This window comes from Fluctibacter halophilus (assembly GCF_020687825.1).
Lineage (GTDB): Bacteria > Pseudomonadota > Gammaproteobacteria > Enterobacterales > Alteromonadaceae > Fluctibacter > Fluctibacter halophilus.
This window is the reverse complement of sequence record NZ_JAJEWP010000002.1, coordinates 466,583-486,233: the sequence shown is the minus strand read 5'-3', so window position 1 is coordinate 486,233 and position 19,651 is coordinate 466,583. Positions and strand designations below refer to the sequence as shown.

At 54.6% G+C, this 19,651-nt stretch carries 20 protein-coding genes; 6 read left to right on the top strand and 14 right to left on the bottom strand.

Going from position 1 to position 19,651, the window contains the following annotated elements; genetic code table 11:
* Positions 1 to 291: 291 nt before the first annotated feature.
* Both LJ739_RS10970 and LJ739_RS10965 read right to left on the bottom strand, forming a co-directional pair.
* Positions 292 to 1,308 (bottom strand): aspartate-semialdehyde dehydrogenase, encoded by a 1,017-nt coding sequence (locus LJ739_RS10970; RefSeq protein ID WP_229160419.1) that lies wholly within the window; start codon positions 1,306 to 1,308, stop codon positions 292 to 294.
* A gap of 57 nt (positions 1,309 to 1,365) precedes the next feature.
* Positions 1,366 to 2,487: a 4-phosphoerythronate dehydrogenase gene (locus tag LJ739_RS10965; RefSeq protein WP_229160411.1), complete on the bottom strand. Its 1,122-nt coding sequence runs from the start codon at positions 2,485 to 2,487 to the stop codon at positions 1,366 to 1,368.
* Positions 2,488 to 2,626: 139 nt separating this feature from the next.
* Here LJ739_RS10965 and LJ739_RS10960 point away from each other — a divergent pair, with 139 nt between their 5' ends.
* A complete protein-coding gene (locus tag LJ739_RS10960; protein ID WP_229160409.1) occupies positions 2,627 to 3,838 on the top strand; it encodes a hypothetical protein in 1,212 nt (403 codons plus the stop codon).
* On the opposite strand, the gene LJ739_RS10955 is transcribed toward LJ739_RS10960, so the two are convergent.
* On the bottom strand, positions 3,808 to 4,683 hold the full coding sequence (locus LJ739_RS10955; RefSeq protein ID WP_229160407.1) for an alpha/beta fold hydrolase: 876 nt from the start codon (positions 4,681 to 4,683) through the stop codon (positions 3,808 to 3,810). The two genes, LJ739_RS10960 and LJ739_RS10955, sit on opposite strands and share 31 nt — an antisense overlap.
* Positions 4,680 to 5,432 carry a class II aldolase/adducin family protein gene (locus LJ739_RS10950; protein WP_229160405.1) on the bottom strand — a complete coding sequence of 251 codons (753 nt, stop codon included), beginning with the start codon at positions 5,430 to 5,432 and terminating at the stop codon, positions 4,680 to 4,682. Before LJ739_RS10950 ends, LJ739_RS10955 begins: the two co-directional genes overlap by 4 nt.
* Positions 5,433 to 5,521: 89 nt before the next feature.
* Between LJ739_RS10950 and LJ739_RS10945 the strand changes: the two genes are divergently transcribed.
* On the top strand, positions 5,522 to 6,220 hold the full coding sequence (locus tag LJ739_RS10945) for a Crp/Fnr family transcriptional regulator (protein WP_229160403.1): 699 nt from the start codon (positions 5,522 to 5,524) through the stop codon (positions 6,218 to 6,220).
* Positions 6,221 to 6,280: 60 nt separating this feature from the next.
* On the opposite strand, the gene fabB is transcribed toward LJ739_RS10945, so the two are convergent.
* Positions 6,281 to 7,495: a beta-ketoacyl-ACP synthase I gene (gene fabB / locus LJ739_RS10940; RefSeq protein ID WP_229160401.1), complete on the bottom strand. Its 1,215-nt coding sequence runs from the start codon at positions 7,493 to 7,495 to the stop codon at positions 6,281 to 6,283.
* A 143-nt stretch (positions 7,496 to 7,638) separates the two neighbouring features.
* Between fabB and mnmC the strand changes: the two genes are divergently transcribed.
* Together mnmC and LJ739_RS10930 are read left to right on the top strand one after the other, a co-directional pair.
* A complete protein-coding gene (mnmC, locus tag LJ739_RS10935) occupies positions 7,639 to 9,654 on the top strand; it encodes a bifunctional tRNA (5-methylaminomethyl-2-thiouridine)(34)-methyltransferase MnmD/FAD-dependent 5-carboxymethylaminomethyl-2-thiouridine(34) oxidoreductase MnmC (protein ID WP_229160399.1) in 2,016 nt (671 codons plus the stop codon).
* Positions 9,651 to 10,727, top strand: a complete 1,077-nt coding sequence (locus tag LJ739_RS10930; protein WP_229160397.1) for an MBL fold metallo-hydrolase — start codon at positions 9,651 to 9,653, stop codon at positions 10,725 to 10,727. The genes mnmC and LJ739_RS10930 overlap by 4 nt, the downstream gene beginning before the upstream one ends.
* 4 nt (positions 10,728 to 10,731) lie before the next feature.
* Here LJ739_RS10930 and LJ739_RS10925 read toward each other — a convergent pair whose 3' ends face one another.
* From LJ739_RS10925 to LJ739_RS10915, 3 genes are read right to left on the bottom strand one after another with little or no spacing between them, the layout of a single operon-like run.
* Positions 10,732 to 11,301, bottom strand: a complete 570-nt coding sequence (locus LJ739_RS10925) for a hypothetical protein (RefSeq protein ID WP_229160395.1) — start codon at positions 11,299 to 11,301, stop codon at positions 10,732 to 10,734.
* A 10-nt stretch (positions 11,302 to 11,311) separates the two neighbouring features.
* A complete protein-coding gene (locus LJ739_RS10920) occupies positions 11,312 to 11,791 on the bottom strand; it encodes an RNA polymerase sigma factor (RefSeq protein WP_229160393.1) in 480 nt (159 codons plus the stop codon).
* On the bottom strand, positions 11,788 to 12,498 hold the full coding sequence (locus tag LJ739_RS10915; RefSeq protein WP_229160391.1) for a hypothetical protein: 711 nt from the start codon (positions 12,496 to 12,498) through the stop codon (positions 11,788 to 11,790). The genes LJ739_RS10920 and LJ739_RS10915 overlap by 4 nt, the downstream gene beginning before the upstream one ends.
* A 242-nt stretch (positions 12,499 to 12,740) precedes the next feature.
* Between LJ739_RS10915 and LJ739_RS10910 the strand changes: the two genes are divergently transcribed.
* On the top strand, positions 12,741 to 14,423 hold the full coding sequence (locus LJ739_RS10910) for a methyl-accepting chemotaxis protein (RefSeq protein WP_229160389.1): 1,683 nt from the start codon (positions 12,741 to 12,743) through the stop codon (positions 14,421 to 14,423).
* A 47-nt stretch (positions 14,424 to 14,470) separates the two neighbouring features.
* Here the strand turns inward: LJ739_RS10910 and LJ739_RS10905 are convergent, their stop codons facing one another.
* The 6 genes from LJ739_RS10905 to LJ739_RS10880 form a co-directional block, all read right to left on the bottom strand.
* Positions 14,471 to 15,187: a FlgO family outer membrane protein gene (locus tag LJ739_RS10905; RefSeq protein WP_229160387.1), complete on the bottom strand. Its 717-nt coding sequence runs from the start codon at positions 15,185 to 15,187 to the stop codon at positions 14,471 to 14,473.
* Position 15,188: 1 nt separating this feature from the next.
* Positions 15,189 to 15,965: a FlgO family outer membrane protein gene (locus LJ739_RS10900; protein ID WP_229160385.1), complete on the bottom strand. Its 777-nt coding sequence runs from the start codon at positions 15,963 to 15,965 to the stop codon at positions 15,189 to 15,191.
* A 16-nt stretch (positions 15,966 to 15,981) separates the two neighbouring features.
* Complete coding sequence (locus LJ739_RS10895) at positions 15,982 to 16,596, bottom strand: FlgO family outer membrane protein (protein ID WP_229160383.1); 615 nt, start codon at positions 16,594 to 16,596, stop codon at positions 15,982 to 15,984.
* Between the two features lie 195 nt (positions 16,597 to 16,791).
* Complete coding sequence (locus LJ739_RS10890; RefSeq protein WP_229160381.1) at positions 16,792 to 17,085, bottom strand: YfcL family protein; 294 nt, start codon at positions 17,083 to 17,085, stop codon at positions 16,792 to 16,794.
* Between the two features lies 1 nt (position 17,086).
* Complete coding sequence (locus tag LJ739_RS10885; RefSeq protein WP_229160379.1) at positions 17,087 to 18,223, bottom strand: ATP-NAD kinase family protein; 1,137 nt, start codon at positions 18,221 to 18,223, stop codon at positions 17,087 to 17,089.
* Positions 18,210 to 18,725: an elongation factor P hydroxylase gene (locus LJ739_RS10880; RefSeq protein WP_229160688.1), complete on the bottom strand. Its 516-nt coding sequence runs from the start codon at positions 18,723 to 18,725 to the stop codon at positions 18,210 to 18,212. Before LJ739_RS10880 ends, LJ739_RS10885 begins: the two co-directional genes overlap by 14 nt.
* Before the next feature lie 226 nt (positions 18,726 to 18,951).
* Between LJ739_RS10880 and LJ739_RS10875 the strand changes: the two genes are divergently transcribed.
* Entirely contained in the window at positions 18,952 to 19,650 is a 699-nt protein-coding gene (locus LJ739_RS10875; protein WP_229160377.1) for an FFLEELY motif protein, read from the top strand.
* Position 19,651 lies beyond the last annotated feature (1 nt).

The following is a 19,651-nucleotide window of genomic DNA, read 5'->3' as shown; positions in this document are numbered from 1 at the left end:
TATGTCATTGTCTGTCCCCCTGCCAGGCACGCATTCACAGGGGGTCTGTGCCACTGTCAAGCTATTGACAGTTAAATCACAAGCAAAACACATTCCAAAATGTGATTATAAACCAGAGAGTTAACCACTACTATAAACTAGGCCTTTCAGATGATCTAGAAGTGACTGCCGGTATCAGCCCCGGATATCACTGCAATCCTGTGACGGTCACTTCCTTGTCTGGTTATCGGCCGGGCGTGGATAAAATAAAGGGGCCCTTCAGGCCCCTGTGTGTTGATTGATGCCAGCGCGTTACAGGTAGTCCCGTACCAACACTTCCGCAATCTGAATACTGTTGGTCGCGGCCCCTTTACGCACGTTGTCTGACACAACCCACATATTGATACCGTTAGGGTGCGAAATGTCATTACGCACCCGTCCCACAAACACGTCATCCTTGCCGCTGGCATTGCCAACCTGGGTAGGGAAATCTTCAGGCGCATCCATCAGGGTGACGCCGGGTGCGTCACGGAGCAAATCTTTGACCTGGGTGGCATCAATGGGAACCCGGGTTTCAAGGTGAATGGCTTCACCGTGACCGTAAAACACCGGTACCCGAACTGCGGTGGCATTCACACGAATGCTTTCATCACCCATGATTTTCTGGGTTTCCCAGACCATTTTCATTTCTTCTTTGGTGTAATCGTTGTCCTGGAACACATCGATTTGCGGGATCACATTAAAGGCAATCTGACGAGAGAACGCTTGGGGTGTTATCTCACGGCTGCTCAACAGATCGGCGGTCTGTCGTGCCAGCTCTTCCATGGCGCTTTTACCCGCACCCGATACGCTCTGATAGGTCGCCACATTGATGCGGTCAATGCCGACAGCATCCTGGATGGGTTTCAGCGCAACCAGCATCTGAATGGTGGAGCAATTCGGGTTGGCAATGATGTTGCGATTACGGAAATCCGCCAGTGCGTGGGCGTTGACTTCCGGCACAACGAGCGGGATGTCCGGCTCATAGCGATAATGGGACGTATTGTCGATGACCACACAACCGGCCTCGGCAGCCAGCGGTGCGTATTTTGCCGACACACTGCCACCGGCAGAAAAGAATCCAATGTGTGCCTTTGACCAATCAAAGGTGTCGGCATCCAATACCGTAATGTCCTTACCCTTAAACGTCACCGTACCACCGGCAGAGCGAGCGCTGGCCAGCGGATAGAGTTGATTGACGGGAAACTCTCGCTGCTCGAGAATTTCAATCATGTGTTGCCCAACCAACCCAGTGGCACCCAACACAACGACATCAAAAGAACGGGACATTAACGGTCTACTCCTGTGTGTAAAATCGAAACAAAAAAGGACAACGACTGTGCGGCGTCAGCACGCAAAGCCAAGGCCGTAGAGTGCCTGTGTTAGCGCACAATTTCCAGCGTTTATGCGATGTGCAGAAAACTCTCTTCGTATAGCATAGTGCTTACGGCTATAAATGAAATCCTCTGCACACTGAACCTGTGTGCGAAACGCACGATCATCCTGTCGCACATCGTACACAGCGTGAACCAGCGCCGTGATGGCCTGCATTCCCTGCAATGCGCTTTCAAGCTCTAATTTCTGCGGTTGCGCTACAGGCAACAAGGTGGATAAGGGGTCTTCAACTGGCCTCCCCAATCGCTGTGCCAGTTGCTGATACAACAGCGTTGTACCGCGCGCTTTGCCTTCCAGGGTGTGCCCCGCGATATGCGCGGTCGCCAGCTCTGTGTGCTGCACCAGCGGCCACAGAATATCCGGCTCATTTTCCCACACGTCCATGACCAGCAACGGACCGTCTCCTCGCTGCTTGCACGCCAGTGCAGCAGCATTGTCCATCACCTCCCCCCGACATGCATTGATCAGCAATTGTTCAGGACCCATGGCGCGCAAACGTTGCCCGTCGATGAGGTGTTCGGTGGGGTGCGGGCCCGCAGTGACCAGCGGCACATGCAAGGTCACAATGTCACAATCAAGCGCAGCGTCCAGATGACAGAAAGGGCGTGGATCGCCCGCCGCCTGCAACGGCGGATCACACAACCTGTACTGGATCCCCAACGCATCAAGTTTACTGCTCAGGGCAGTACCAACATGGCCGGCACCGATTATCCCGACACTGCGGGAAGATAGATCCCACTGCTGGCGCTGTGCCATCACCAACAAAACACTGATCACATATTCGGCCACCGCAACCGCGTTACAGCCTGCCGCAGATCCCCACGGGATGCCGCGCTCCTGAAGGTAATTGATGTCCATGTGATTGGTACCTGCGGTGGCAGTCGCCACATATTGCAAGTGTTTGGCCTGGTGTAGCAGGGCTTCATTCACACGGGTTGTGGAGCGCACCAACAGCACATCGGCGTCGGCTACATCCTGCGCGGTGATTGTCTGGTGATTAAACACCTGACAATCACCGAGCTTGGGAAACAACGCATCGGCAAAGGGCATGGTGTCTTCGTAGAGGATCCGCATGGTTAGTTACAGGTTGCTTGCAGGTGGGCGCGAGTATGCCACACATTGGCCACGCATCGAAGGTACTCGGTGCAGGTTGCCGATATGGACTGCAATTTATGCTATTTTTTCTACATGTTTTGGCTTACCGTAGCGTTTCATGGACTCACGAACACGTTCCCATATGGACACCACGATTGCCCCGGAGCCGCTGATCAATGAAGGATTGATCCTCAGCGAACTGGAACGCCGCTACTACTTGTTTCTGATTGGCGGTTGCTACGAAAAGCTGTTTTATGCCTTCGAAGGCAAGGAGGAAGAAGCGTTCTCCTTTGCCCAGGGTAACCTGTGCCGCATCTTACTGGACGTCGAAGTTTCCCAATCCCAACGCCGCCAACAAAGCCATGCGCACTGTGAAGCGCCCGAATACAAAAGCATGCTCGATTATGTGCTTAAACACCGTATCAACGCCCGACTGGAAAACGACGATCTGCTCGCTAGCTGCCGTGAGATAGCCGCCATTCTGCCGTTCTGGCGTAACCTGGACAAATGGCAGACCTTCACTCCGGAATTGATCAATGGCGTGCTGGCGATTGACTGGCTGGTAGAGACCATCAGGGCGTTTAGCCGCCAGCCCAAGTACCGAAAGCAACTGAATTTGCCCGACAGCGACGATGTCAAAGTATTACTCAATGCCATGGGATACCGCCTGTTTGTGTGGCTGTTACCACGCTGGATAGGCATGGAAATCGCCAACCGGTTGCACCCATCGTTGCATCACACGGTGGATCGGATCAGAACCAACGGGCGGTTGGTTTCCGGTGCTATCGCATTGTCATTGCAACAACAACAGCACCGTCTCGACACCGAACAAACCTGGACGCTGTACACACTGGCCGGGCTCAACCTTGCGCCACTGATACTGTTGATCAGTATGATCAGTGAGGAGGTCACCGGCCTGATTGAACAACAGCGGGCCAATCTGGACCCGGAAGTGGATGCCTCAAAGCGACAGGTGCTGGATACCTTTGTGATGGACGGTGATACCCTGCGGGAGTTCCTCAGTATGGAAGAGATCATCAAACCCCACATTCTGGAAAACCTGGGGTTCAGTGCCTTTGATCCCCTGCCCTATATCCTGGGCTATACCAATGATGATCCGATTTCACAGGTCTTCCATCAGGCCAAAGCCTACGCCATTTATCGTCAATTGTTTAAAACCGGGCGTATTCACCCGCGCGAAACGGCCGTGTTCCTAAAAAAATACGGCATCAGTCGTAGTTTGTTGCACACCATGAATGACGTTGATCTCACCGATCTGACCAATCACATCCAGCTGTATCAGGACATGATGTCACTGACAAAGCCCTGATAGGCGCTCAACACCTGTTGTGGCGCTTCGATTTGCGGGTAATGCCCCACTGCCAGTCGGGCGGTATAAGCCTCGGGTAACAGGGTCTGAAATCGCTGCAGCATGTGTTCACCGGAGATGGGGTCGTGATGTCCATTGATAAAACCAAGGAGAATGTCCGTGTGTTGCATCGCCCTGACCCATCGATCGCGATACATGCGCCGTTCATCAAGGTAGTGCAATAAGCGCGGCAGCACCCGCCGCCCCTGTTGATAGCCAAGCAACCACCACAGCACATCCACGGCTGAGGATTCCGGCGCTGTATCAGGACCAAAAATCCGTTTCAGACTGCGGGAAAATGCGCCCTTGCCCATCAACCTGACAAACAGCGGACCGAGTGGTGACTTCAATAATCGCTGTGCCACTAACGGGCGATGGCTCTCAGCAAACAGTCCCCCGTTTAACCAGCAGATACTGAGCAAGCGGGTATCCAGCTCGCCCTGTTGCTGGCGGTAGAGCATTTCCTGCACTACCGAATTACCGTAATCATGGGCCAGCACATGACAGTTGCTGATGTCCTGCAGTTGCAGTACATCGGTCAGCAAATCGGCCTGTTCCAGCAACGAATAGTGGTGGTCTGCTGGCTTATCAGACAGGCCAAAACCGAGCATATCCACCGCCAACAAACAGAAGTGCTGAGACAATTGGGGCCACAGGCCGTGCCAATCCCAACTGGCACTGGGAAACCCGTGCACCAGCAGTAACCAGGGTTTTCCCGGGGATACCTGACGCCAGAACCGGATCCGGTGGCCGTGCCATTCGACGGTGTTGGCGGCATCCCGATAGTGATTGAGATCGGTGTTCAACGGTCAAACCCCGGATTGTCGCGTTGCAGTTTGCGTAAAATGCCCGGCCACGCCAGTGTTCCCCCTGCGGAGCGGGTCACCGCTTTGGCCTGCGCCTGGATACCAATCAGTATCGGCTTGGGAATTTCAATCAACGGTTGCCCGGTGGCCTGCGCTTGCAATTGGATTTCACAACTGCGTTGCAGGATGAACATGAATAAAAAAGCATCCGCAATGGTGTCGGCACAGGTCAGCAGGCCATGGTTGCGTAATATCATAAAATTAGCGTCCCCCAGATCGGCAACCAGGCGAACCTTCTCCTCAGGGTTTAACGCGACGCCTTCGTAATCATGGTAGGCCAGTGAAGACAACGCGAACAGCGACTGCTGACTCAGCGGCTGCAGCCCGTCCTTGAGCGCCGACACAGCAACACCCGCGTTGGTATGCAGGTGCATCACACAGCGTGCGTCTTCACGGGCCTCGTGCACCGCACTGTGAATGGTAAAACCCGCCGGGTTGATGTCGAATTCACTGTCCATCACCTTGTTGCCAAGCAGGTCAACTTTAACCAGACTGGAAGCAGTGACTTCTTCGAATAACATGCCGTAGGGGTTGATCAGGAAATGGTGTTCAGGTCCTGGTACCCGGGCGGAAATGTGGGTAAACACCAAATCGTCCCAACCGTATTGGGCTACCATTCGATAACAGGCGGCCAAATCCACCCGGGTTTGCCACTCTGCGTCACTGACCTGCGTTTTCACTGTACTCATCGTCTTGTCCCCTGGCCGATTGAATTGTGTCAGCGTCCACCCTATCCTAGACCTTTGCCTTAAACTGTCATCTGGTTGACATTTCGCTCATGATAACCCTGACCCCTGAACAACACGCCACGCTCGCCACCAATAGCTGGTACAACGAACTTCCCCTTGCCATTCAGCAATTGCTCCTTGCCCATTGCCGCGAAAAGCACCTGCATGCTGGGGCCGTAGTGCACCACAAAGGTGACGCGCCGGATGGCTTGTATGTGTTACTCGAGGGCCGGTTGCGGATCAGCAACGTCAGCCCCCAGGGCGCTGAAATGGTATTGACCTGGCTTGAGCCCGGCAGTTGGTTTGGCGAAATTTCGCTGTTTGACCATTTACCGCGCACCCACAACAATGTGGCCGAAAGTGACGTGCATTTGTTGCGCATTCCGCAGCACAGCTTTGAACAGTTGCTGGAGCAGGAGCCGGCGCTGTACGCCCATTTCGCCCGCTTGCTGTGTCAGCGTGTACGCTTGCTGTTCAGCCTGATGGACGATGCCGGCTCACTGTCGCTGATGGGCCGATTGGCGCTACGACTGTGCATGTTGACCACCAACCTCGGCCAACGGGATCCGCACGCGGGATTGCCCCATACCTTGTCACTGTCACAGGATGATTTGGCCGCGATGCTGAATGCCTCACGACAGGCGGTCAATCAGCGCCTGCGAGAATTGCAGCGCCGCGAACTGATTTCCCTGCACTACGGAAAAATCGTGGTACACGACACCGATGGTTTGCAACAACTGGCGTGTTAAGCCAACAGGCACAAAAAAAACCGCGATAAGGCGGGCTTTTTTAGCATTGAGGCCTCTGAACTAGCCCTGATACTTCTGCATGACCAATGTTGCGTTGGTGCCGCCAAAGCCAAAGCTGTTGGACATCACCGTGCGCAGGGGGGTATTGCGGGTTTCCGTCACGATATCCAGCCCCTGGGCCTGTTCATCCAGGGTGTCGATATTGATCGACGGCGCAATGAAGCCGTGCTCCAGCATCAACAACGAATAGATCGCCTCGTTGACACCGGCGGCGCCCAGTGCGTGACCGGTCATGGCTTTGGTGGCACTCAGCGGCGGCGCTTTGTCACCAAATACTTCGCGGATGGCGTAAAGTTCTTTAACGTCGCCCACCGGGGTGGAAGTGCCGTGGGTGTTCAGGTAATCGATGTCCCCTTCCACGGTCGCCATCGCCTGTTGCATGCAGCGAATAGCGCCTTCACCGGAAGGTGCAACCATATCCGCACCGTCGGACGTCGCACCGTAACCGACGATTTCGGCGTAAATTTTCGCGCCTCGTGCCAGCGCATGTTCCAGCTCTTCAACCACCAGCATACCGCCACCACCGGAACTGACAAAACCGTCACGATCGGCATCGTAAGTGCGGGACGCTACGGCCGGGTTGTCATTGTACTTGGTCGACAATGCCCCCATGGCATCAAATTCGGATGACAATGACCAGTGCAGCTCTTCACCACCACCGGCAAAAATGATGTCTTGTTTGCCCAGTTGGATCTGTTCCACCGCGTGGCCAATACAGTGTGCACTGGTCGAACAGGCAGAGCTGATGGAGTAGTTAACGCCCTTGATCTTAAACGGCGTTGCCAGACAAGCAGAAACGGTGCTACCCATGCAGCGGGTAACCATGTAGGGACCAACGCGCTTTACGCCTTTCTCACGCAGAATGTCAGCGGCTTCAACCTGGTTTTTCGACGATGCACCACCCGACCCTGCGATAATGCCGGTGCGCACGTTGGAAATCATCTCTTCGGTCAGGCCTGAATCTTCAATCGCCTGTTGCATAGCAACGTAGGCGAAACCGGCTGCATCGCCCATAAAGCGTAACGTTTTTCGATCGATATGTTCGGACAAATCAATATCAATGTCGCCCCACACATGGCTGCGCATGCCAATGTCTTCAAATTCCTGGGAATGGGTGATCCCCGAGCGGCCTTCGCGCAGCGACGCCAATACGTCCTGTTGATTCACGCCTATGCTGGACACGATGCCCATACCGGTGATAACAGCTCTTCTCATAGTTCAATTAACCTTTGATCGTTGTGGGTCTAAAATTTCGCCGCCTATAGTAATGATTTTCACGCCATAAGTGGTCTGCTCTTTTGTCAAAACGGCACAGCTGACTTACACTGTCGTCCCATTTTTCAGAACCAGACGTTACCGTGCCGATCACACCTGCCACCATTGCCTTTAACGAACAGGGAACACCGGTTGCCCAACAGTTCGATGACGTGTATTTCTCCAATCACGATGGATTGGCAGAAACCCGTCATGTGTTTCTCACCAATAACGGACTGCCCGAGCGCTGGCAGCAATGGCAGCACCCGCGCTTTACCGTGGCAGAAACCGGGTTTGGCACTGGCCTGAACTTTCTGGCCCTGTGGCACGCATACCGGACATTTCGACGTGAAAATCCCGACGGTCCGGATTTCAGCTTACACGTGTTCACTACAGAAAAATACCCATTAACCCGTGAAGATTTAAAGACAGCCCTGACAGCCTGGCCAGAACTGGCCTGTGAAGCCAATTTACTGGTCGATGCCTATTGCCTGCCGTTAGAAGGTCTGCACCGCATGACGTTTGATCAGGGCAAGGTGATCCTGGATCTGCACCTGGGTGACATCAACGACACATTGCCACAGCTGGCCGCCCGGCCCGGTGGCGTGATTGATGCCTGGTTTCTGGATGGTTTTGCACCGAGTAAGAACCCGCAAATGTGGCAGGGGTGCCTGTATGACAACATGGCGCGACTGGCACGCCCGGGTTGCACTTTTGCCACTTTCACCGCCGCCGGCTTTGTCAAACGGGCGCTTCGGGATGCCGGATTTGAGGTAGAAAAACGGCGCGGCTTTGGACGTAAGAGAGACATGCTGGCAGGCCAATGGCACGGGCCGTCGGTCCCCATCAAGGACAAAACCTGGTTCGTGCGTGCTGACGGCAACCTGACTGACAAGCAACGGGTGCTGATTGTCGGCGCCGGATTGGCCGGTGCCAATGTCGCCTACAGTCTGTCACTGCGAGGGATCGGTGCAGATGTGGTGTGCCGCGAAGACAGCATTGCCGCCGGGGCTTCCGGCAATCGACAGGGCGGCTTTTACCCCCAGCTTCACGGCGTAGCCAGTCTCGCCAGTCAATGGCAGGCGAGCGGCTTTCTGCATGCCCGCCGTCGCTATGATGAGGTGCTGAAACAAGGCTTTGACTTCGCCCACGACTGGTGTGGTGTGCTGCAACTGGCCTTTAGCGACACAACCCTACAACGGCGTAAAACGCTGATAGACAACAACGTGTGGCCAACGTGGCTGATACGGCCAACTGAGGCCGACGAATCCACCACATTGGCCAATGTGGATTTGCCCTACCCTGGCTTGTGGATACCCCTGGGGGGCTGGATCCACCCTCAGCAACTGGTCAAAGCGCTACTCGACGCCAGCGCTGCCCTGGCTCCTGTAGCGGTTAAAACCGCCCATACCGTGTCGGCTTTACAACGCCAGGACGAAGGCTGGCGGGTCAGTTTTAACCAGGCGCACGATGCCCGCTATGATCAGGTGATTTTGTGTGAAGGTGCTGATTTGCGCACCCATCAGACCCTGGCAGGGCTGCCGCTAAGCGCAGTTCGGGGTCAGGTCGAAGCCATTCCGGCCAACGCCCCGTATGCCGCACTGCGCACGGTACTCTGTCACAAAGGCTATATGACCCCGGCGTATGAAGGCCGAATGGCGCTGGGCTCGACCTACGTCAAACAGGATCCCGATTGCCAGTTCAGGGCCCAAGAGGCGGCGCACAACATTGACCTGCATCAGCGCGTTATGGCGCAAACAAACTGGGCGCAACACCTGCAGCATGACGATACCGGGCGAGCGGCACTGCGCTGTTCCACCCCCGATCGCATGCCTGTGGCCGGTCAGGTGCCCCACTGGCATCAACAGATGCAGGATTATGCACCACTGAGTAAAGATGCCCGCCGCAGCGACTTGCCTCTACCAGCAATCCACAGCGGCTTGTCAGTGCTAACCGGCCTTGGCTCACGGGGATTAACCAGTGCTCCGCTGTTGGCCGAGCTGTTGGTCAGCGACCTGCTGGGTGAAAGTCTGCCCGTTTCACAAGCTATGGCGGACGCGGTGGCGCCGAACCGCTTCTTGATCCGAGACCTGCAACGAGGAACCCCTGTCACATTATGAACCGATTGATGCTTCGCTTTTTGCAATCCGCGCTGACCGTGTTGTGTCTTGCCTTACTGTTCGGTTGCAGCGCCAACCGCGTGCAGGTGACTCAAGATCAGCAACAACCGATTGATAGTGATTCCGGGCGTTACACCAACCTGTATCCCGGAGAAAAGGACTACCCTTTTACCTGTACTGAAAATTGCTATCAGCCCCGCCAGGAAATCCACTGTCGGCCCGAACAAGGGTGCCAATACCAAGGCACATTAGGGGCGGCTGAATTTGAACAGGGGTTCAGGGTTCAATGGCTGGGACATGCGTTTTTTCTGATCACCACTCCCAGCGGTGAAACACTGGCAACCGATCCGGTATTGCAAGAGTTTGACTGGCCGATCAACTGGCTGCATGCCTGGTTTAATGGCAATTACCGACTTCGCTACCCGACACCACAGGGTGGCTTCGACGCAATTGAAGGCGTTTTGTATTCCCATGTCCACTATGATCACTTCAGTCGCGCCAGCGTCAGTGATTTGCCAGACAATGTGCGTTATTTCACGCCGCTGGGAATGTCCCGGCACTTTCCTGACGCTGGCTTGTCGGTCAATGAGTTAGGCTGGTTCAGTCAAACGACCTTAGGTCAAAGTGTCATCACGGCGGTGCCGGCGCACCATTTCAGCAGTCGCGTACTGGTGCCGTATCTGTACGAAGATGAGAACGCCGTGTCCTGGTCTGGCTGGGTGGTGGAAAGTCAGGGCCAAACCCTTTTCTATGCCGGTGACACCGGCTATTCAGCGCATTTTAAAGACATTGGCCAGCGCTACGGCGGCATGGATATCTGTTTGCTGCCCATAGCATCCTACCATAGCGAGGCGCACCCCAAATGGTATCGCTATGTCCACATGACCCCGGAAGATGCGTTGATGGCGGCGAAAGACCTGTCCTGCAAAACCGTTATTCCATGGGGGTATGGCAACGCCAGTTGGGGCATGGGGGATAAATCCTCCCACGCGCCACTGACCCGGTTTTTAAACGTGTTGGACAACGTCCAACATGGTGCAGACATTGTGATCCTCGACGAGTTGTCACAGTAAACCACTACGGGTCAGCGTCAGACTGAATCCCGTCGAGGGCTTTGAGTTTGAGGGGTAAACGGGCTTTTACAACACGGTAGCGCCCCACCGTGAAGGCCAACACCACAGCATTGACGGCCAAGGACACGGCCCAGGGATGAACATCGCCATGGCCCAGTGTGACAATCAGTGCGGTCAACGCCAGGCCAGCCCACAGCAGGCCAACGCCCCAGGCAGAAACCTGCCAGTAGCGACACTGATTATACAACTGTTGGCGCTTCAACGCCGTGGCATGTGACACATCCAGCGCCTGCTGTTGCCAGTGTCGTTTACGCAATCGGTATGCCCACAGACCGAAACCAATGGGGATCGGTGCCAGGCCGGCATACAAGACTTGCTCCTGCCAGCTTTGCGCCAGAAACACCAAGGCAATCAGGCAAAAAAGACTGACTGCCAGACCGGCGAAAACATCCAACAGCGCCAACCCGTGTTCCTTGCGTTGCTGACGTTGTGCGTGGGCCACCAGCGCAGCAACGTCCACCGCAGGAGTTTGCTGTTGATACTGTTGTTGCCATTGTGTCAATTTGGGATCCATACGATCTCCTTTAAAGCCATTGTTCAAGTTGCTTGCGGGCCCTTGAAGAGCGCTGGGCAACAGCGGCTTCGCTAATGCCGAGCACCTGAGCAATCTCTGACTGGGTAAAGCCTTCTAACTGCATGCCAATCACCTGACGAAAACCCAATGACAGGCGCAGCATTGCCGCGTGCAGATCCATCCGAACATGTTCACTTTCGCTGACAAAGGTTTCGGGGGCCTGTTCAACCGGCGCGTCTGTGTCCAATGGGTGATAGTGCCGCTGTTCACGCACCACATGATCCACACAACGATTGTGCGCAATACGCGCAATGTAGGTTTTGACACTGGCCTCGCCGCGAAAACGCGCCAGTCCATGCCAGACAGCAACGCTGATTTCCTGCAACAGTTCTTCCCGCACGGCAAGATTCACTTCATGGTTTGCTGCAATACGCGCCAACATTGGCGCGTGTTCAGTCAGCAGTTGCTCAATGTCTGTTCCCTGACTCACCGAGTCTCCTTTTGATTGGAAAAAATCCCGCGATACGCCTGATAGTGCACACACATCAGCCATGGACTGAGCAACAGCGCACTGAGCAGGAAGGTGTATGGCACCAGGGCCAAAACTATCACATTGATCAACAGGACGACAGACAGCGGGCGCCAGGCACGCAATACGGCTGAAACACTGGCCCTGAGCGCTGTGCCTACACTGTCGTTGGCGAGCAAAATACGTGCAGGGGCAAACATCAGTAGCAGGCTTACGGGAGCGCCCGCGGCAAAAATCATCGCCAGCTGATAGGCCGCAATATCGACCGGTACGGCAAACAGCAGCAAGTCCAATCCATCGCGGCCCAGCAGACTTGCGGCAACGGCCAACTGCACGATAAAGGGCAACAGGAGGGGCAAACACAACAACGGGATCCGGTGCCAGCCTGAATACTGCCGCAAGGATGCAAACGACAGTCGACCGTTGGTCGACAGGTTGTGCAGCAATGGCCACAACGATGCCATCAAACCAGCCATCATTAACTTGGATAGCAGCACGCCCATCGGCGCGGGTAACAACTGCAGACCGCCCTCAATTATCAGTAGCGTCATCAGCAACCCGAATAGCGAAAAAGGCGCATTGGTAAACAGCTGCCAGCCTTTTTTTAACCAGTTCGCGCTATCGTCTAAGGTGGCTTTGGTCGGGACGAATGGGGTAGAGATTGTCATGGTCTTTTTTCCTTTTTTCTCGTGACTTATCCCTGTAGACGAGTGGCATCGGAAAAACCTGACATATTTGTTTAAAAAAATCTGACAGGAATTGCTCATCAGTGCTGACAACTGTGGTCGTAAACTTTACATGCGGAGGATTGTTAATTATATGTTAATCATCTATTTACCGACCTCATCGGGTTCCCTTTCAACAAAACCGAACCCGAAACGTTTGCTGCGGGACCAAGGGTAGGCTCAATATGCTGAATTTTTCCATCAAACAAAAGCTTCTGCTGCTGTCCATCGTGCCGGCCTTATTGCTGGGATGTCTGCTTACCACCGCACTCATCGTGGAACTGAATAGCCTGTCAGACACGCAATTGGAGGACAGCAGAGCGTTGCTCCTTAACGACCGCAAACACGAAGCCAAATCACTGATCGAGCTTGGTGTCAGCCTGGTGTCTCCCTTATATGAACGGAATGCCAGCCGTGAAGAGGCTATCGCCCTGCTCAAGCATTTTAGTTTTGGCGACTCAGGCTACTTTTTCGGTTATGACAGTAAAGGCGTACGGCTATTCAACGGTCTGGATGAAGCCGGTGTGGGCAACAGCTACTGGGATCTGAAGGACACCAACGGCACTTACCTGATCCGAGAGTTGATCACCGCAGGTAAGAACAATGGACTTGGCAATGGCACCCAGTATGTGACCTATTACTTCCCTAAGTTAGGTGAAAAAACACCTCATCCAAAGTTGTCCTACTCAGTGTATTTCCCCCGCTGGGACATGATGCTCGGCACCGGCTTTTATATCGATGAAATTGAAGGACACGTTGAACGCATCGAGCAGAAAATCGACGACTCAACTACCGTGCTGCTGACCTGGCTTACGGTGATCAGCGCCGCGCTGATTGGCATCGCCGTCGGTATCGGGTTGTTGATCAAACGCAGCATCATTCAACCACTCAATCAGGTATCCGATTCGATTCGGGATCTGGCGGCCGGCAATGGCGATTTGACCCAGACGGTGCAGGTTAGCGACGAACACGAAATCGGCGCATTGGCCGGTTATGTGAATCAGCTGACCGGCTTCCTGCGCAAGATGATGTTGGACATTCGCGACTTGGTACAGGACATCCGTACAGAGACCGGCAATCTGGAATCCCAGGCAATCATGCTGGACAAGATTGCCCTTGAGCAACAAAGCAGTACCGACCAGATCGCCACTGCTGTCACCGAAATGTCCGCCGCGTCTCAATCGGTTTCACAGAGTGCCTCGGGTGCTGCGGAAGCTGCCAAACAAGCCGACGAACAAGGCTCTGTAGCTGCTGGTGTTGTGGATGAAACGGTGGCCAGCATGAACGGCCTGCTGGAAGAGATCAGCCGCGCCAGTGAAGTGACCAAACGGGTGGGTAGTGATGTCGAAAAAATCACCGACCTGCTACAAATCATCGAAAGCATCGCCGAGCAGACCAACCTGCTGGCACTGAATGCGGCGATTGAAGCGGCAAGAGCTGGCGAACAAGGCAGAGGTTTCGCGGTTGTCGCCGACGAAGTACGTAGCCTGGCCAGCAAAACACAAAGCAGTACTGAGCAAATCCAAAACATGATCAGTAGCCTGCAGTCAGGGTCAAATTCAGCACTGGATACGATGCAATCGAGCCTGGATAAGAGTCAGGATACTCAACAACGAGTGCAGGAAACCCGTAAGTCATTGTCGATGATTGCGACTGCGACCCAGACCATTAATCAGATGAATACAGAGATTGCCACTGCGGCGGAACAGCAAAGTCAGGTATCCCATGATGTCAGTAACCGGATCAATGAGGTCAACGAACACACGCACACACTCGCCGAGTCGTCGGCAAATAACATGCAGACCTGCAATGTGATGAAGGATAAGACCCATTCACTCGACAGATTGGTGGCACAATTTAAACTCTAGTCGGACAGCAACGAGGTGCCCGGCGGCACCTTAATCGCCAACGACCATTATGGGCTGACCATCACGGCACGTGGTGCCAGCTCTTCAACCACGAAACGCGGAATGAACACACTGGTACTGGCCACAGATGCGCCGCTGGTAAAATCCATGATGCGTGCGTTGACCCGCACGCCCATTTCATCCCGCACCAGGGTTCCGGCCAGAACAAAGTCCATTGGTGCCCGACGACGTACTTCACCCGGCGCGCGGGTAAACACGAAGTCACCGTCCCTGCGCACGGTGACACCACCGAACATTTTGAAATCCACCACCGGCACACCAAATTGCTGCACCTCGGTCATCAGCATTTCAGCCAACTGATTACCAAGTCTGTCAGCGTGCTGTAAACTGCTGTCCAGAGTAACAAAGGACGCCACGCCAACACGACTATCCGCTCGCAGCCCCCGTGCACTGTCCATCAGTTGCATGGCAATCTGTTCGGCATAGTCCTGCAAAGGTTTGTGGGTAAAACGGGGCTGATACACTGTCTTGGGTGTCATGTACACCATAACAGGTGGGCCGGCAGTCTGTGTTTCAAGCTCGCGACGTTCCGGCGTGTAGCGCAGTCCGTTATCTTGTTCGGCCGTCTCACCAGGCGCTACTGCAGGCTGAGACTGTCCTTCCTGTGCAAACCAATTAGGCAGATGCACACTGTTGGTGGCACAGCCGCCTAAGCTCAGCAACACGCCAGCACACACTGCTAAACTACGATAGCCCACGCTCATATCAGTCCCCTTCGATCACACGAACGCCGTCCTGACTACTGTCCTGACTCGGCAGCAACGCATCAACCACAAAGAAGGGCAACATGCTTTGTGCCGTTGCGACCACGGCTTTGGTCTTCAACCCCAATATCCGCGCATTGACCAGATAGCCGCCCTGATGCCGGGTTAATGTACCGGTCAGAATGTAATCGATGGGTGCAGTATTGCTCAGCTCCAGAAAATCCCGGGTCAGGAAGAAGTCACCTGCATCGGTGACCCTGATGTATTCGGTCGCTTTGTAATCAATCACCGGGATGCGAAATTTGTGCAGTTCGTGCATAAATGACTCAGCCAGTTGATAGCCGAGCAAATTGGTTTGTCCCAAGTCACTGTCCAGCAGTGCAAAGTGGGTAACGCCAACGGCGGTTTTATCCGTCACATGCTCCATGTTGGCAACCAGGTCCTGGGTCATGCTCTGGACATAGTCGCCGACGTGTTTGGTTAACAAACGGCCGTTGTAAACCCCTTGGCCATTCGAGAACTCAGGCTGACTGTCCAATGCACCGAAGTGACGGTTGTCAGCGCCGGGCTTGTAATAACTTTCCATCGTAGACATTGCATCGCCCTGGTGAGGCTGCTTGGGCGAGGTCACGTTGACCACCTGCATGTCCTGCTGGGGCGCATCGGTTGTCGCCTCCATCTGGGTTTCTTCTGACTCAAACCAGTTGGTAAACGATGCGGTGCTCGAGCAACCACTCAGGAGCACACCCAACCCTACTAAAATCAATGCCTGCTTCACGGTATTCACCTCTCGCTTAACTGCCCGTTCGGTACAGCTTACCCTGACGGGTGGTTACTTTTTCCCGGGACCAAAACAAGGTGGCCGGAAAGAATTTGGTTGCCGCAGCGACAACGTCCTGACTGCGGGCATGAATGATACGTGCATTTACGATGGCGCCTTCCTGTTGCGCAACGATGGTGCCGGTAATGAAAAAGTCCACGCCTCGTTGCGTTGCCAGTTGTTCGATATTGCGTGTCAACACACGTTCAGCTTCGCTACTCAATATTATATCGCTCGCCGCTTTGTAGTCTTGAGTGATAAATCCCCGTCGATTGGCTTCTGTCATCATGCCTTCTGCCAGTTGGTGGCCAAGCAATTGCAATGGACCCTGCATCTGAGGGTCGTACGCCAGGGTGTCCGCCGGTACAAAGGTTGCAACAGCATAGCGATACTGGGCTGTGCTGGGCACACTGGCAAACAACTCGTCGGCCAGCTCTGCGGTGTGTATTTCGATATTGCCCAAGGCATTGGCCGGTGCGCGCATTTCTGTGCGTTGACGCACCTGTTCGACCGACTCACTGGCGCAACCGGCCAGCACCGTCAGCACCGTCAGCAAGAGTGTCAATAGCGCGGTATTACAGCGATTCATAGGGTATCCCCTGTTCTGCCCCGCACACGAGCCGTTCATGCAGCAGGGTGGCGAAAAATTGTCGTTACCCTGGCTTGCAGCAAGAATTACGCCAATACGTCTGGCAGTAAGGGGTTAAGAAAGATAAGGGGTTCTGGACCATCAACCGCAGAAAAAGCGGCAATCCATTACCGCCAGGCGGCAAATCCGGACGGATTACAGGTAGGGTTCAATCAATGCTGCCCAGCGCTGACGGACTGCCTGTTGATCAGCGTCTTCGAGCTCTTGATTGGCAAACGCCTCATCCAGGCTTGCACACAGGGTGGCGTTCAGCACGTCAAAACAATGCTGTTGGTGGATCAGCACGCGACTCACAACCAGTGCAAAGTGGCCTTGCAGATAACTGGCGATAAACAGCTCATCATCACTGCCGTGCTCTACCACGTCGTCAAGGGCCTGTTCTATGGCATCAATACCCTGCTCAAACGACTGACGTTGCTTGTCTGTCATGCTAGTCCTCCAACCCTGCGACGGGATACAAAACATGATCCTGATAACCACACACAATGCGTATCGGACCACTCATACGCTGATCAAACTCAGGGTCACCGGAGTCCACCAGCAATGGTCTTCCATTCAGGGCATTGAGCTTGGTTTTGGTTGCCACCAGCACAATATTGTCACGACCAATCGCGTCCACCACCCGGGGGCTGAGTTGCTGGTTGCCTCGCCCCAGAATATGCCCCTGACCACCGATCAGGGTGATCACCAGTTTACTGCGCTGCTGACTGACCAGTGAAAACAGTGCCTGCTCGGTCACATCACTGTCCAGTAGCTGACCGTGCTGCACAATATCCACCCCCAACAGCGTGTTGTCACACCCCAACCGTTGCATGATGTGGGCGGTGGTAGAACCTGAACCGATCACAAAAAGGCAGTCATCGTCCTCTTCGATATCCGCGGCCACGTAATCCGCGATGTCATCCAGTACCAATTCATCAGATTCTTTGCCGCCGCTTTTGACCGATTGCATATAGCGAAGCTCCAGCGGCACCCACAGTTCACCGTAGTAGCGCGCTTGGACTTTACCTTCCCGGAACAACGTCTCATCGATATCCCTGACTTCGGCGCGCTGCACGCTGACCAGCTGTCCGCCAACCACCTGGGACAACACCCGTCCTGCTGCGGCCGGCGAGACGGCAAAAACCCCGGAGTGAATTTTGCAGCCGGTCGGTACACCCAGCACGGTCGCCTGCTCACCCACCACATCAAACACCAACCGCGCGGTACCATCACCGCCGGCAAACAGGATCATGTCCGGTTGATGTTCGAGAATGGCACGCAGTGCGGCTTCGGTATCCTCGCCTTCGGTCTGGTGCTGAACAGGCTGATACACAACCTGACAGGGCAATCCGGCTTGTCGGGCTACCTGCTCACCCATGTCAGCGGCGGCAGTGAAAACCTCTACACGATCCGCAAGGGCGTCGAGCTGCGCAAGGGCCTGCGCGGTCTTGGGATTGGCCAGCTGTTGGGCGCCCATGGCCAGTGCCTGGGCTCGAATGTCAGGCCCGTCACTGCCCTTGAGCGCCATGGCGCCGCCAATGCCGGAGTAAGGATTAACCACCAATCCCAGTTTAAATCGCCGCATCGAAGGTCCTTTGCATAAACGGATGGGTAAAATCGGCCACTGAGAGTGGCGGTGTTTGCGCCAGATTGCGCAATCCATCAATGAACGTCTGCGCCCGCGGCGGAAATCCCCGTTCCAGGTACTCAAGCACTTGCTGATAAACGTTCAGGGTAAAGCCACGCCGATCCACGGGAGCGCCGTTCAGATTGTCAGTACTGACCGAAAAGGCTTTACCGATGGCAACCGAAAAGGCCCATTCCAGGGCCTGAGGTTTGACTTCTACAGACTCAAACTGAGCCTGCTGTTGTAGGTCACGTCCATCAGGGCAATACCAATAGCCATAGTCCTCCTGCAGCCGTCGCTGTGCACCGGCAATGCACCAGTGAGCCACTTCGTGCAGCGCGCTGGCCACATAGCCATGGGCAAATTCGATGCGATGATACTCACAGTGCTCGTCTGCGGGCAGGTATATCGGTTCACCCTCACCTCTTACCAAGCGGGTGTTGTAGCGGGCAAAGAACATTGCATCAAACACATCGATGATCGCTTGCGCGTCGATGTTACGGCTCAGCACGACCAAAGCTCCTGTGACGACTTGATGGGAATGGGCGCGAATTTTACCAGTGCGGTCACGGCCAAGGCAAACCGTATACTCAGAAAACCCTTGGTTTGTGGCCAATGATACGCATAATAACAGTCAAGCAGCGGGAAACTCCCGCGTCGTTATTGCCACAACAGACAGGAAAGGCATGATGTCAGAGCCGGTTGAACGGATCATTCAACACCTCAGTCGCGCGCAGCAGCTGTATCAGCAGGTGTGTGACAATCAGGAGCTAACACAATTACACGCGTTGCAGGAATGGCAATGCCAGCGGTTGCTGGCCAGCCATCAGGATTTGTATAGCCACAAAGCCTTTCGCCCGGCAATGACGTTCTTTGTCGACGAGCTGTATGGCCCACAGGACTTTAGTCAACGGGATGCCGACATCGCCCGTGTGATCCCGAAGATGTCGGCACTGCTACCTGATCAGGCACTTGAATCCCTCGCCGCGGCATTGCACCTCAATGCCTTGTCGCTGGAACTGGACATTGCCATGTATCAACAGCTGGTTGGGCGTACCATTGATCGCAATAGCTATGCCGATGCCTATCGCGCCTGTGACAACCGTTCACTGCGCGTCCAACAGATTGAATACATTGAAACCCTGGGGCAGGAGCTGGCCAACGTCGTGCATATCAAAGGTATCGGCACCCTGTTGATGTTGTCGCGCAAACCGGCCAAGCTGGCGGGCGTTCTGACCTTGCATGAGTTCCTTGAAAAAGGTTTCAAAGCGTTCAAGAAACTTGGCGATGTGAATGCCTTTCTGCACCCGATCATTAGCCGGGAAAAAGCCATCATGGAAGCCCTGTTCAGTGATCAGGCCAATCCACTGCCGGAGGGGCTCTAGT

Bases quoted from the DNA above. Each gene is read 5' to 3' on its own strand.
- LJ739_RS10880 (WP_229160688.1), bottom strand. From the start codon at position 18,725: ATGTTCTTTGCCCGCTACAACACCCGCTTGGTAAGAGGTGAGGGTGAA.
- LJ739_RS10890 (WP_229160381.1), bottom strand. From the start codon at position 17,085: ATGACAGACAAGCAACGTCAGTCGTTTGAGCAGGGTATTGATGCCATA.
- LJ739_RS10950 (WP_229160405.1), bottom strand. From the start codon at position 5,432: ATGAGTACAGTGAAAACGCAGGTCAGTGACGCAGAGTGGCAAACCCGG.
- LJ739_RS10905 (WP_229160387.1), bottom strand. From the start codon at position 15,187: ATGAGCGTGGGCTATCGTAGTTTAGCAGTGTGTGCTGGCGTGTTGCTG.
- LJ739_RS10875 (WP_229160377.1), top strand. From the start codon at position 18,952: ATGATGTCAGAGCCGGTTGAACGGATCATTCAACACCTCAGTCGCGCG.
- LJ739_RS10970 (WP_229160419.1), bottom strand. From the start codon at position 1,308: ATGTCCCGTTCTTTTGATGTCGTTGTGTTGGGTGCCACTGGGTTGGTT.
- LJ739_RS10885 (WP_229160379.1), bottom strand. From the start codon at position 18,223: ATGCGGCGATTTAAACTGGGATTGGTGGTTAATCCTTACTCCGGCATT.
- LJ739_RS10895 (WP_229160383.1), bottom strand. From the start codon at position 16,596: ATGAATCGCTGTAATACCGCGCTATTGACACTCTTGCTGACGGTGCTG.
- LJ739_RS10945 (WP_229160403.1), top strand. From the start codon at position 5,522: ATGATAACCCTGACCCCTGAACAACACGCCACGCTCGCCACCAATAGC.
- LJ739_RS10930 (WP_229160397.1), top strand. From the start codon at position 9,651: ATGAACCGATTGATGCTTCGCTTTTTGCAATCCGCGCTGACCGTGTTG.
- LJ739_RS10960 (WP_229160409.1), top strand. From the start codon at position 2,627: ATGGACTCACGAACACGTTCCCATATGGACACCACGATTGCCCCGGAG.
- LJ739_RS10925 (WP_229160395.1), bottom strand. From the start codon at position 11,301: ATGGATCCCAAATTGACACAATGGCAACAACAGTATCAACAGCAAACT.
- fabB (WP_229160401.1), bottom strand. From the start codon at position 7,495: ATGAGAAGAGCTGTTATCACCGGTATGGGCATCGTGTCCAGCATAGGC.
- LJ739_RS10965 (WP_229160411.1), bottom strand. From the start codon at position 2,487: ATGCGGATCCTCTACGAAGACACCATGCCCTTTGCCGATGCGTTGTTT.
- LJ739_RS10915 (WP_229160391.1), bottom strand. From the start codon at position 12,498: ATGACAATCTCTACCCCATTCGTCCCGACCAAAGCCACCTTAGACGAT.
- LJ739_RS10910 (WP_229160389.1), top strand. From the start codon at position 12,741: ATGCTGAATTTTTCCATCAAACAAAAGCTTCTGCTGCTGTCCATCGTG.